This is a genomic window from Bradyrhizobium sp. ARR65, assembly GCF_000472385.1.
GTDB lineage: Bacteria > Pseudomonadota > Alphaproteobacteria > Rhizobiales > Xanthobacteraceae > Bradyrhizobium.
Map to the genome: position 1 here is coordinate 1 of NZ_AWZU01000094.1, position 11,840 is coordinate 11,840.

Genomic DNA, 11,840 nt, shown 5'->3' on the forward strand with positions numbered 1-11,840 from the left:
CACGCGGCCATGAATTCCTCGTAGCCAGAACTGAATTGCCACTCAGCAAGGAGTGGCAAAGATGCGCGACGTCTATAACCGGGTCACCAAGCAGATCATCTCATCGCTTGAGACAGGCACCCGCCCATGGATCAGACCTTGGAAGGTTGATAACAGCTCTGGCTCAATCCAGCGCCCGCTGCGCTCGAACGGCATCGCCTACCGTGGCATAAATGTCTTGCTCTTGTGGTCTGAGGCCTTCGTCAAAGGCTACAGCAATCCGACCTGGATCACCTTCAAGCAGGCTCTGGATCTAGGTGGATACGTCCGCAAGGGTGAGCGCGCCAGCCCCGTGTTCTTTTCGTCTACCTACAGTCGAGCCGCGGCCGATGATGCGACCGGCGAGGAGATTGAGCACACAAGTTCGTTTCTTCGGAGCTACTCTGTCTTTAATGTTGAGCAGACTGAGTGTTTGCCTAGCTCTTTCTATCAGCGGCCTCATCACATTATCGACGAAGGACAGCGCCTCTCTCGCGTCGAAGGCTTCATCGCCGCGACCCACGCCCAAGTCGAACACGGCGGATCGCAAGCGTACTATGCACCTACAGTCGATCGCATCCAAATGCCGCTATTCGTCACTTTCCATGATCCGCTTGATTATTATGCGACGCTGATTCATGAGCTTATCCATTGGACGCGTCACAAGAACAGACTCAACCGCGAATTTGGCCAGCAGCGCTTCGGCGACCGCGCCTATGCCATGGAGGAGCTCGTCGCGGAGCTCGGCGCTGCCTTCGTCAGCGCGGACCTCAATCTCACGCCTGAGATCCGCGATGATCACGCGTCGTACATCGCTTCGTGGCTCGAGGTTCTCCAGCAGGACAAACGAGCAATCTTTGCCGCGGCGGCACACGCCCAGCGCGCATCCGATTATCTGCATAGTCTACAGCGTTCGTTAGCAGACCATCCGCAAACCCCGGCGCTCACAGGTACTTCTGTCTAAGCGCGATCGCAAATTCTGCGCGGCTTCATCGAATTCTCGACACGCAATTTCGCGTCTTGGAGTTTAAGATGACCCCTCACGATTCGACCGCTTCGCCAGCTAACGTCTCTTTGCCGCGCGTCCCGCTCGTGCCCGACGCCGTCCTGCGTCGGAGCAAAGCCTACTTCGAAATTGACACCCGCTTTCGACGGGCCGCTCGCCTTCTGCAATGCATGTGGCTGACCGATCACGACATCCCGATCGGGATGCATGTGTCTGGCGAGGCCGGCAATCTCGTTACTATGGAGCTTGGGTCCAACCTGAGCCGCGAAGCCGCCGAGGCTGGCAAAAACTTTCTCTCACCGGCCATTCACGCGTTGGTGCGCCACACGCTCGTGATGCGCGAAGAAGGCGCTATGTTCGATGAAGAGCGCTTGTTCGGCAACGCACTTAGCTCGATGCCGCTGGTCTTCAACCTGTTCGGGCCCATGGCGATCGATCTACGCCTCGCCACTTTCGTCTTCCAACGCCTTCTTCCTGAATTTGTGCAATCCGTCGCGGCCATCGAATTCGAGCACTCACCCGGCCGCTTCAATGATCAGTTCCTGAGCGATGGCACTGCCGTTGATCTCATCCTGAAGGTCGTCACTCCGGAGGCGAAACAAGGGATCATCTTCATTGAGGTCAAGTACAGCGAAGACATGTCCGGTCCTGCCGCTCGCCTGCGCGAACGTTACGACATCGCCTCCAGAGAGGTAGATCTTTTCAAAGACCCGGACAGTGCCCTCCTCCGCTCACTCGCCCTCGAGCAGCTTTGGCGGGAGCACATGCTGACGCAGCTTGCCGTCGATAATGGCGTCACGTCCCAGGCCATGTTCGTCGCCATTGGCCCGCGTCTCAACCGGCGCGTACAAGCCGCCTTTCGCGCTTACGAAGCGGAACTGATCGCATCCGAAAGCGATGAAAATGATCGCGTTCCCTTCAAGGCGCTAACGCTTGAAGCGGTCATCGACGCACTCGCGGACGCTGGCGCGGCCGAGATCGCGAAGGCGCTCTGGCGCCGGTATTGCGATTTCGAACGCGTTTACCACGTCGCGCTGCAAGAGTTTGCTGGGGCGACTGAACTCAACTATGCGAACAATTCAGAACGATCCCCGAATGGGCAAGGTGACGCTCACAAGGCGATTGGCAAGATGGCGAAACTGGTTGGCACCAGCACGACCACGCGTTCCAAGGCCAAGCCCAATTCGTCGACGACGCTGCGCGGAGGTGTGTCTTGAAGGAAGCACGCACCCTACTTACCGTCGCCGATCAGGTCCAATTGCTGGTGAACGCGCTCGATAGCGGAACCGACCATCCGCCGGTCGTCAAATTGTTCACACCTGACGCCGCCGCGACCTGGCTCATCTCCGAGGTCGACCCGGACGATCCGGACCGGTTGTTCGGGCTTTGCGACCTCGGCCTCGGCTTTCCGGAGCTCGGATACGTCAGCCTCGCCGAGATCACCGCCTTTCGTGGTCCGCTCGGGATGCCGGTCGAACGCGATCTTTACTTCGTCGCGGACAAACCGATCTCTGCGTACGCCGATGAAGCTCATGCGAAGGGACGCATCGTCGCCTAAACAACCGCGGCGGTCGTCACTGACCGCCGCCCCTTTCCAATCAGGTCGGTCGCATTCTAGACGACTTTATTTCGTGGTCAAAAGCGCCTGGATATGCGCGATAGCCACCGCCAGATCGCGGTCGGTCAATCCCCTCGCCAAATCGCGCAATTGAAATTCCATCTGAGCCCGCTCTGCGGAAATCTCCAGCCCTTCTAATGATTCAAACAATTCCGAGACCGGCAAACCGAGCACATTTGCCGAACTCTGGACTGTCTTAATGCCCGGCTCCTGCTTGTCCCCCAGTATCAGCGCGTCCAGATCAAAAGGTCCGACCGCTTCGACCTTCTCGAATACCATGTCAAACACCGCATCTTCGGCGAACAACCACCGCGATGGCACCGAACGCCACGGTGCTGTTCCGGCCGGCAATGCTGGGCGATCTCGACCGGGCAACGTGCCTCACCGGCGCGTTAGGGATATGGTCGCAGTGGGACGGTTACCTAGCGCAAGGACGCGGCAAAGCGCTCAGCGCAGAGTTGGCGTTGCGCGGCATCCCACTGGATCACGCCCATACGTCCGGTCATGCCAGCATAAGGGACCTGAAGCGGCTCGCCCGAGCGGTGGCACCCAAGATGTTGGTGCCGGTCCACACCTTCCCAAGGCGTTTCCCGAGCATTTGGATGCTGTCTCGATCAAGATTGACGGCGAATGGTGGGAGGTTGCCGCATGACGACAAATAGCCTTGATTCTGGTCGCGGCGTAAGTGACGCATTCCTTGACCATCTCGACCAGCTGACCGCCAAGAAGGTCTGTCATGGTGGCGGGACGTTCTCTTACATAAAGACGTCTTCCTGGCTGTCCGCCGCAATTCGTTAAACGTTTACCACCGCGGCGGCTCGATTTTTCGGATCGACGACCAGGGGGACGGGATCGCCAGACCCAAAACCCACGTCAGATATCTCGTCCGCCAGCAGCAAGCATTGGCCGAACTTATCGACGAACGATTCGTCTCAAAGCTAATCAATTGGACCGACTATACTGGGCCTCGGACCCTAAACGACATAATCCACGCGGCCCGCGATCTCGCCGGGCCCGAGAAAACTGGACTGCATCCGCTAATCATCGACAGCCCACACGTCATAGACGTCGAGATTTCGTTGGAACGAGCCGGCGAGGCTGATCCGATCGACCCCGGAGCAACAGCTGGCGACTTAAAACAGCGAGATCGAAACCTCACGACTGGCCGCCCGCCGCAATCAGGATCGATTCGATGTCGCAACCCTTGAAATGCAGGGAGATGCCATTGCGGTAGTCTTCCATGAGGCCAAGCACTTCACAAACCCTGCGCTGCGAGCCAAAGGAGGCGAGCCTGCGGTCGTCAGTCAAATCCGTCGCTACCGCAAGACGCTTGTACACCATGCCCCTTCATTGCTCGAACCCTACCAAGCAACTTGCCGCGTCCTGATCCGCCTCGACACGACGCGTCGACAAGTCCGCTCGACCGGCGATGCTCCAATGCTACCCAAGGTTGATCCGCTCATTTCCGACGTCGCCGCGGGCAAGGCAAAGCTAACCATCGATACCAATCCGCGTCTGGTCATATTCGGCTTCGATGCTGATCAGAAGAACGGGATGCTGCGAAGCATCCTCAATACTCTCAGGCAAGCCGAGCCAACCCTCCCGATCTACGCAGTGGGCGACCCCACCACCGCAACCGGCACCTTCCGGCCTCCAGCCAGGCCGAAACAGTGACAGAAACGTCACACCTCAATTTTCTTCGAAAAAGCCCGCAATTTCTCGGGGCCTAAATTGAATATTAGAGGGTCGGCAAATCCCTGCCGCTAACATCACACCGCCCTCGGCGACTTTTCCTCGCCCGCTGCCGCATTGCAAAGGTCTAATCGATGCCCGCTTGGCATGTCGCCGCCCTCACACACCGCCGACGTGTTTGTTCTGCCAACGAGGACGCCCTGGCGATCGACAGCTATGTCCTGACCGGAGACATGACGGAGCCGCAACGTTGCCAACCCCGCCGATCCCCGGTCGATCGTGCGCGCAGGCACATGCCATCCGCGCCTCTCCGACACGCCCGTCCCGAACTCCAATTGAAGCCGATATGATCCACCGAGAAACCTGGCGCGACAAACTAATTGCTCGCCATCCCAACCTCTTCCGGACGATTTTCGACGGCGAGCCGCTGATGGCGGGCTTTTCGGACGTCGGCGACGGCTGGCGCGAACTCGTTGAAACCGCACTCATCCGGATCGAGGCGGCGGTTGCCGGCGCGCCCACCGGATCGGCGATCATCGTCCAAATCAAACCGAAATTCGGCAGGCTTCGCCTTTCCTGGGTGGAAAATACTGAATCAGGGTGGGGTAGAATTTATTTCCCGGCGGGTTTCCCTCAGCAATTGCGACAATATCACGGACGGGCCCTGTCTGATAGCCAGACAGCGGCCGTCGAGGAAGCGATCGATCTCGCGGTGGCGCGGTCAGCTTGCACATGCGCAACCTGCGGCGCGCCCGGACGTCTTTATGACCGGTCACGCTGGCTGCTGACCGCTTGCGATCAGCACGCACAGGGCAAGCTCGTCCGGGAGCCGTCAGGAGAAGACAACCTTCATCTCACCCGGGACGGCGTGCACTACCGACGCTACGTACGTGAAACGGACTCGTTTGAGCACGTGCCGCCGTCCCCGCTTGGCTTCGAGGAATAGCCCAACCTGGGCGACTCTCCTCGCCCGCTGCTGCATTGCAGAAGGTCCAATCGGATGCCCGCTTGGTATGTCGCCGCCTTCACACACCGCGGACGGGTTCGTTCTGCCAACGAGGGCGCCCTGGCGGTCGACGGCTATGTCCTGACCGGGGACATGACGGAGCCGTATATACTTGCTCCGACGAAGGACATTTGCGTTTTGATGATCGCGGACGGAATGGGCGGCCACGCAGGAGGGGCCCAGGCCAGTCGCGTCGCGCTCGATCATTTGGTCGCCAACGCGGGTCGGCTGGTGGATCAGGCTACTTGCGCCGAAGCGATCCAGAACGCCAACGATCACCTCTATGGCATGATGCGATCCCAGCCCGAAGTCACCGGCATGGGCAGCACATTGGTCGGCGCCATCCTTTCGTCTTCGCGGATCCTCGCGTTCAACGTTGGCGACAGCCGCCTCTATCTTCAAACGCACGACCACCTCGTCCAGCTCAGCCAGGACGACGTTGGGGATCGTGGCGTCGATGCATCCGGGCGTCGGACTTCTTACGCGATCACCCAGGCACTCGGTGGCTCGGAATTTCCCGTCCCGGTCGATCCGCACGTCAGCGTCGATCCGCCGCTCGCTCCCGGAGAAACGTTACTGCTCTGCAGCGACCGCCTCACCGACATGCTCGCCGACAACGCCACTCATGATGTCTTGAGCGGCGCCGCCGACCCCAATAGCGCAGTTCGCGAGCTCGCCGCCCGCGCCTTCCGTGCCGGCGCGCAAGACGACCTTTCCCTGATTGTCGCCCGCCTCGCGTAAACATCCGACGCCGCAAAATGAATCAGAACCTATCAACCGATGCAAAGGACGGCTTAGCCGAACAAGCCATGATCAAAATCAGCTGCGCAGCTATCATCAACGACACCGTTCAGCCGTTGCTGATCGCACTCCGGTTACGCTAATCAGCGCGAGCGTATTCTCGCAGGCACAGGCTGGCGAGGCGATCCGGCCCGGCACAAATCCGCTGGGTTGAGCCTCAAAATCTGTAATTCGAAAGTTAGGTGCGCACATGGACTTCGGGGCTTTAGTTTTGACCATTAAGGAAAAAGTCTCTAAGAGGCTGGAAGGGCACTCTCTCGATCTCACGGGTGCCCTCAAACGAGGCCTCACAAGAGGTGTGCTGATTGTTGGCGTAGTCCTTCTGCTCTTCACCATTTCTGTCTACACCGGCATTATGCCGAGAGGCTCGTTCCATGGTCGCATGCCTCAGTGTGATAGCTCATTCATACGAGAGCTCCTCATCAAAGCGGTCAATCAGTCCCCCGCCGGACAGAACGGCCTAAAAGTCCTCAAGGTCAATGAAATCGGAGATTTTGCAGTTGTGGGGCCGCTCGGCACATCTGGCGACCCTGAAGCGGAAGCGAGAAATTGTTCTGCCTTTACTTTAACTAACGCCGGGAAAGCCATCTTCTTCTTCGAGCTTACCTGGAGCAGCCCGAAGAAAGACGAAGTCTGGTTGGAAATCACTAAGTCGTCTCTCTAGACTCGCGAACCTCGTGTGGATCAAGTCGGTCGGATGACCGTTTCGCTCGAATTCGTCCACAATTTCGGCCTGCCGGACGAGATGCTTCTCGCCCAGGGCGACGTGGCGCTCCGCTTCGGCGAAACGCCTTCGAACCAATTGCAGGTCCATCGATGCAGGTTACTCTCTTGCCCGGCCAGGCAATCATGAATCACCCGCACCGCTCGTTTGGGGGCCCCTATTCGCAATTGGCACAGATCGCGGAAATATCTGAGCCTGCCAAATGAATCAAATTGCGATACTTCGTGCGATCCGTTCCGGAGCAGCGACGAGAGTATCGGCACGCGAGGAACACTTTGAAAGCGTGGCGTAGCCTGATGACTTGCAATGTGCGAAGGTCAAAGAGCCCCTTCACGGGGCTCTTTTTTCCTAAGCGTACGCTAACAGCGAGCGCTTGCTAACGTTCCACACCACCCCGGAAGCGACGGCAACCCGGTTCTAGATGGCACACGCAGCGCCATGAGGCGAAAGATCGACTGCTGTTGAATGAATCTTCCAGACGCCGGCTTATTCTCGTCATCAATGTCGCATTCGGCAGCACCCCATCGGCTGGGGTGTTGCACTGGTCTGGGCCATGCGAGCGGTCCACGGGGTAGGCGTGTCAACGATGTGAAAAAGATTCAGGTCGTCGATCCACCGCTGTTGTCCACCACGTCCCCTGCGCAGGAACTGGAACGCCTTCATGATCTGCTCGCCGGGGAGCGCCATCTCCAAGGTTGAATTCGACGACCTTAAATCCAAAGGTGCTGGGCGCCGCCACTTCACAATGAGGCGGGATCTACCCCCATCGAAGGTTGGGTTACCTGACGGCAAACTTCACGTGACGGCCTGGACCGTTGCCGCCTTCACCCATCGTGGTCGTGTGCGTCCCAAAACGAGGACGCCAACACGATCGATGAACGCATCTTTACCGCGGAGATGAGCGCGCCGGTAGTCGTTACGATACCGAATCGTTGCTGTCTCTTGATAGCGGACGGCATGGCGGTCATGCGCACGGCGCGACGGCCAGCCGCGCCGTCCTTAATTGTCTTGTTAAAGCGACGGATCGACTCTCCAATCCGGATTTGTGCGCCGACGTCATAGAAGAAGCGAATCAACGCCCTTTTGATTTGATGCAAAGACAGCACGAGTCCTTCGGCATGGGAGCCACACTGGCCGGAGTATTCCTGATCGCGAACGCTTTACTCGCGTTCAATGTCGGCGATAGCCGCAGCTATCACTGCTGAACAGGAGGACTGATACAGCTCAGCTTGGACGATGTGCCAGAAAGTGAAGGCGCCCTCAGATCCCATGCCATCACTCAGGCACTTGGTGGGGCTTCATTCCCGATGTCGATCGAACCCCACGTTAGTGTCCACCCGGCCGTTGCGGTCGGGGAGTCTTTGCTTCTTTGCAGCGACGGTCTCACTGATATGCTGAGCAATCAGATGATCTACAGGATCCTCAATACTGCTCGAGATCCCCTTCGTGGGGTGCGCAAGGTCGCGGCGACCGCATTCCGCGTCGGCGCTCTGGAGAATATTTCGATCATCGTCTGCACGAGAGCGGCCGAGCCCTAAACGGCCCAGTTTATCCTTGCGCGTTGGCCACCTCACCGCACTTGAACATTGCGCCCGACGGGCCTATGTAAATCGCGTACATCAAGACGAAGGCTGGTACCTTCACCAACCTACCCGCTGCGGCAAGGTGGTTTCCACGATAGTGGGATGGGGCCATTTAAAGGCAATCCAAGCAGTGCCAGCCCTCGGCGAACCGCGGAGGGCAACATGTCGATCGTTTTTCCAGATAATCGAGCCTCTGCTCCGCTTTCGCGGCGCAGTGTCCTGCTCGGCTTAGCCGCTTCTTCTCTCCCAGCTCCAGCTATTGTCCGCAAGAGCAGCATCATGCCGGTTCGGCGCGTGTTGCTTACCGACACTAGCCGTCCCTCAGCCGGCTTCGTTCAACGCTTATTTTATAACTCGCTCGCCGTGGGGCTGCGCCGCGGCCAGACTACGTTCCGATTCAGTGCCAATGCTCTGACATTGAGCGAAGCGGAGTCTATTGTCCGCTATGCGCGCCGAAACGGCTGGATTGACGAGCGATACGTGGCATTTGTGACATCCGGTTCGAGGAGCAATAGCGGTGAAGATCAGTCCAAGCAGTAAGTCCAGGATGAAGATAAGTGTCCTGCACATCCCGCACAGTTCGCGTTTCATTCCTGCTGAGGAGCGTGCGCGATTTGCTCTCAGCGACATCGAGCTGAATGCCGAGTTGCTTCGGATGACAGACAGCTTTACGGACGAGCTGTTTCCGCCGACGGATCACGAAGCCCAGCGAATCGTTTTTCCGGTTAGTCGGCTCGTCTGTGACGTAGAGCGTTTTCCCGACGACGGGAACGAACCGATGGCGACACGCGGCATGGGCGCGGTCTACACCGTGACCAGCACCGGTGCTCGTCTAAGGACGGAGCTTTCTGCTGCAGAACGCGAGCGGATCATGAAGCGCTGGTACGATCCGCATCATACAGTGCTTACCTCGGCTGTCGACGAAGTACTCGCGAGACACGGCCGCTGCATCATCTTCGATTGTCACAGCTTCTCCGCTCACCCGCTGCCGCACGAGCCGGATCAAGACCCGCGCAGGCCCGACATCTGCGTCGGCACAGACCCCGTCCACACCCCGCCGAAGCTGATCTCCGTCGTTGCGCGGCTAGCAAATGATCTCGGATGGAGCGTTGCTATCGATAGACCGTTCGCCGGCGCCCTGCTGCCAACGAAACATTACCGCGCTGATGATCGAGTAAATTCGATCATGATTGAGGTAAACCGACAATTGTACATGGACGAGCAGAGCGGCGAGCGTCTCGCCAACTTTCAGGGTATAAAAGACGGTATTGGCAAAATCGTCTCTGCTGCGATAGCGTTCCTCCTCGAAGGCTAGCGCCCGCGTGGCGGGCCAGAGGGGAAGTGGGGAATCCTACATGCTACGGACAAGCAGGACGCACCCGCTCGAAATCGCTGCGGTTCGCGCCAGCCCGATCCACGGTCGCATCGGCATCACGTTCTGCCCTGGCAAGCACGACAATGCCGCTATGACGGGTGCGTGGTGTCGAGATCTTTCCGCCGATCTGGACGTGATCGCCTCGTGGGGCGCCGGTCTCGTGCTCACGCTTGTCGAGCAGCACGAACTTGAGGGGCTTCGGGTCTCGCAACTCGGGTCAGCGGTGCAAAGCCGTGCCTTATCCTGGCTACACTTGCCGATCCCAGACTACTCTGTCCCGCCGCCTAGCTTTGAAAAAGATTGGGAGATGCGCGGGTGAGAAATCCGGGCGTTGTTGCGCCGTGGCGACGATATCGTTGTGCATTGCAAAGGCGGCCTGGGCCGCGCCGGCATGATTGCAGCGCGGCTTTTGGTTGAATTAGGGATGACGCCCGAAGAAGCGATCAAGGAAGTGAGACGCGTCCCGAAAGGCGCCAGCAAAACGTCGGCTCAGGAGGCGATCGTAAGGCGAGCGAAATCCATTCCGTTGGCCGCACCGGAAGGATCCTAAAATGGACTGGTTTGAACGCTTGACCGGATTTCGTGAGAACACCTACGGCGACACGCGATCCAAGCTCACCGTCGATGGAGGCTATCTGAGTTCGCTTGTAAACGGAAAGCGGTACGGCATCGGGAACTTTGATCTCACCGCACTGTCAGATCTCCGGGCGGCCGCAAAGTCGGCACATGCTCCGCCCGGCAAACTGAAGGTCCAGATAGTAACCGGGGACGTCCGGCCCATGCATCGCGACCCGACTAACGTGCGCGCGCTTTTCCAGGTAGCCTCTCAGTTCAACGCCTTGGAGATGGTCTCCCCCGAGATTACTCCAGAACAGGGCGTCACCCGATATCAGAGCGATCGAACCCAGGGCCCCGCCTGCGCGATTGCCGCAGGAGCGGCTACCATTTATCGAAACTACTTTGTCCCGGTTGGCAACGAGCATGGTCAGACAGCAACCCGCCAACTTGATGGGCTAGCAGAAATCGGTGCAGATCTGTCAGCAGCTCTGGGCCAACCCGTTTCCGCACTCTGGGAGATGAAGAACGGCTATGCCCTCTGCTCTCGCGGTGGTTTGCAGGCAATAGCAGCTCACCTAACAGAGCTGAAGTCCAGCGAACTTGATGCACTACGGGCAAAACTCCGAATCGGACTTCATAGCGATATCGAGGTCACCGAATCGCGCGGCGCCGAACCTGGACCATTGGTTTCTCAGGCCTTCTGCTCTGCCCTTCCGGTGGGATACAGCAGCGTTCCCAAGCCGCTCTGGGAGCCGTTCGCACGTCTGGTGCTCGAGGCAGCCTACGAGGCAACAATGCTTTGTGGAGTTCTCAACTCTGCGCGCGCCCGATCAAACAAGGTTCTGCTCACGTCGCTCGGCGGTGGAGCGTTCGGAAATGACGAGCAGTGGATCCACGATTCCATCGCAAGGGCTTTGGATCTCTTCAAGCGCTTCGCACTCGATGTCCGGCTCGTGAGCTTTGGCCAGCCCTCGCGCAGCTTTCAAGCGATCGCAGACGTTTGGTCGCTCTAATCCCGGGACGCGCGAGCGAATTTCGAACGGACAGTGACCAGGCGGTGGCAAATCCCACCAGGATTGCACGCCAATCCAGCGATCGTCATGTAATCGCAAATCTCGATGATTTGGCGTAAGCGGCGCTTAGATCCCACCTTCAGCGCAGCGGGTTGATCGGCGATTGTCCGACCGCTGAGTCGAGCGGGGTTAGGCACGTGTCGGACACTGAGCTTTTGCACAAATCTAAGCCCGAGCCGGTGCGCCGGCTGGAGGTTTTCACCGGAACAGGACGGCGGCGCGCNTGGACGGCGGAGCAGAAAGCGGAGATTGTCGCCGCGAGCTATGTTGATGGCGAGAGCGTCACCGCGGTTGCACACCGGCATGGGCTGACACCGCAGCAGTTGTTCGGTTGGCGGCGGCAAGCCCGCCGGCATGCGCTAAGAGAGGCGCAGAAGAATGCTCCC

At 58.7% G+C, this 11,840-nt stretch carries 18 protein-coding genes and 1 riboswitch; of the genes, 16 read left to right on the forward strand and 2 right to left on the reverse strand.

What is annotated here, in order from left to right:
* Positions 1–61 precede the first annotated feature (61 nt).
* From F758_RS0141695 to F758_RS0141705, 3 genes are all read left to right on the forward strand, one after another.
* A complete protein-coding gene (locus F758_RS0141695) occupies positions 62–982 on the forward strand; it encodes an ArdC family protein (protein ID WP_024513335.1) in 921 nt (306 codons plus the stop codon).
* A 68-nt stretch (positions 983–1,050) separates the two neighbouring features.
* Entirely contained in the window at positions 1,051–2,241 is a 1,191-nt protein-coding gene (locus F758_RS46030) for a PGN_0703 family putative restriction endonuclease (protein WP_157450508.1), read from the forward strand.
* The gene (locus F758_RS0141705) at positions 2,238–2,582 is read left to right on the forward strand and encodes a DUF2958 domain-containing protein (protein ID WP_024513337.1); all 345 of its coding nucleotides are present in this window, start codon (positions 2,238–2,240) and stop codon (positions 2,580–2,582) included. Before F758_RS46030 ends, F758_RS0141705 begins: the two co-directional genes overlap by 4 nt.
* A 66-nt stretch (positions 2,583–2,648) precedes the next feature.
* Here F758_RS0141705 and F758_RS47010 read toward each other — a convergent pair whose 3' ends face one another.
* Positions 2,649–2,921, reverse strand: coding sequence for a hypothetical protein (locus F758_RS47010; RefSeq protein ID WP_084306146.1), 273 nt, complete (start codon positions 2,919–2,921; stop codon positions 2,649–2,651).
* A 71-nt stretch (positions 2,922–2,992) separates the two neighbouring features.
* Here F758_RS47010 and F758_RS52615 point away from each other — a divergent pair, with 71 nt between their 5' ends.
* From F758_RS52615 to F758_RS0141780, 10 genes are all read left to right on the forward strand, one after another.
* Complete coding sequence (locus tag F758_RS52615; RefSeq protein WP_245286769.1) at positions 2,993–3,304, forward strand: MBL fold metallo-hydrolase RNA specificity domain-containing protein; 312 nt, start codon at positions 2,993–2,995, stop codon at positions 3,302–3,304.
* Between the two features lie 547 nt (positions 3,305–3,851).
* A complete protein-coding gene (locus tag F758_RS50535; RefSeq protein ID WP_157450510.1) occupies positions 3,852–4,316 on the forward strand; it encodes a hypothetical protein in 465 nt (154 codons plus the stop codon).
* A gap of 364 nt (positions 4,317–4,680) precedes the next feature.
* Positions 4,681–5,280, forward strand: a complete 600-nt coding sequence (locus F758_RS0141730) for a hypothetical protein (protein WP_024513342.1) — start codon at positions 4,681–4,683, stop codon at positions 5,278–5,280.
* Between the two features lie 54 nt (positions 5,281–5,334).
* Positions 5,335–6,081, forward strand: a complete 747-nt coding sequence (locus F758_RS0141735) for a PP2C family protein-serine/threonine phosphatase (protein WP_024513343.1) — start codon at positions 5,335–5,337, stop codon at positions 6,079–6,081.
* A gap of 250 nt (positions 6,082–6,331) precedes the next feature.
* Positions 6,332–6,805: a hypothetical protein gene (locus F758_RS0141745; RefSeq protein ID WP_024513344.1), complete on the forward strand. Its 474-nt coding sequence runs from the start codon at positions 6,332–6,334 to the stop codon at positions 6,803–6,805.
* Between the two features lie 33 nt (positions 6,806–6,838).
* Positions 6,839–6,994 carry a hypothetical protein gene (locus F758_RS50540; RefSeq protein ID WP_157450512.1) on the forward strand — a complete coding sequence of 52 codons (156 nt, stop codon included), beginning with the start codon at positions 6,839–6,841 and terminating at the stop codon, positions 6,992–6,994.
* Positions 6,995–7,797: 803 nt separating this feature from the next.
* A complete protein-coding gene (locus F758_RS50545) occupies positions 7,798–8,070 on the forward strand; it encodes a hypothetical protein (protein ID WP_157450514.1) in 273 nt (90 codons plus the stop codon).
* A gap of 102 nt (positions 8,071–8,172) precedes the next feature.
* Entirely contained in the window at positions 8,173–8,403 is a 231-nt protein-coding gene (locus tag F758_RS0141770; RefSeq protein WP_024513347.1) for a PP2C family serine/threonine-protein phosphatase, read from the forward strand.
* A gap of 73 nt (positions 8,404–8,476) precedes the next feature.
* Positions 8,477–8,584: riboswitch (SAM-I-IV-variant riboswitch) on the forward strand.
* 26 nt (positions 8,585–8,610) lie between these two features.
* Entirely contained in the window at positions 8,611–8,988 is a 378-nt protein-coding gene (locus F758_RS50550) for a hypothetical protein (RefSeq protein ID WP_157450518.1), read from the forward strand.
* Positions 8,966–9,763 (forward strand): N-formylglutamate amidohydrolase, encoded by a 798-nt coding sequence (locus F758_RS0141780; RefSeq protein ID WP_024513348.1) that lies wholly within the window; start codon positions 8,966–8,968, stop codon positions 9,761–9,763. Before F758_RS50550 ends, F758_RS0141780 begins: the two co-directional genes overlap by 23 nt.
* Positions 9,764–9,806: 43 nt before the next feature.
* On the opposite strand, the gene F758_RS52620 is transcribed toward F758_RS0141780, so the two are convergent.
* Positions 9,807–10,007 (reverse strand): hypothetical protein, encoded by a 201-nt coding sequence (locus tag F758_RS52620; protein ID WP_245286766.1) that lies wholly within the window; start codon positions 10,005–10,007, stop codon positions 9,807–9,809.
* 147 nt (positions 10,008–10,154) lie between these two features.
* On the opposite strand from F758_RS52620, the gene F758_RS52625 reads away from it, so the two are divergent.
* The 3 genes from F758_RS52625 to F758_RS49010 form a co-directional block, all read left to right on the forward strand.
* Complete coding sequence (locus F758_RS52625) at positions 10,155–10,373, forward strand: phosphatase domain-containing protein (protein WP_245286767.1); 219 nt, start codon at positions 10,155–10,157, stop codon at positions 10,371–10,373.
* 1 nt (position 10,374) lies between these two features.
* Positions 10,375–11,394, forward strand: coding sequence for a hypothetical protein (locus tag F758_RS0141790; protein ID WP_024513349.1), 1,020 nt, complete (start codon positions 10,375–10,377; stop codon positions 11,392–11,394).
* Positions 11,395–11,633: 239 nt separating this feature from the next.
* On the forward strand, positions 11,634–11,840 hold a 207-nt coding region (locus F758_RS49010; RefSeq protein ID WP_502689181.1), incomplete at its 3' end, for a transposase.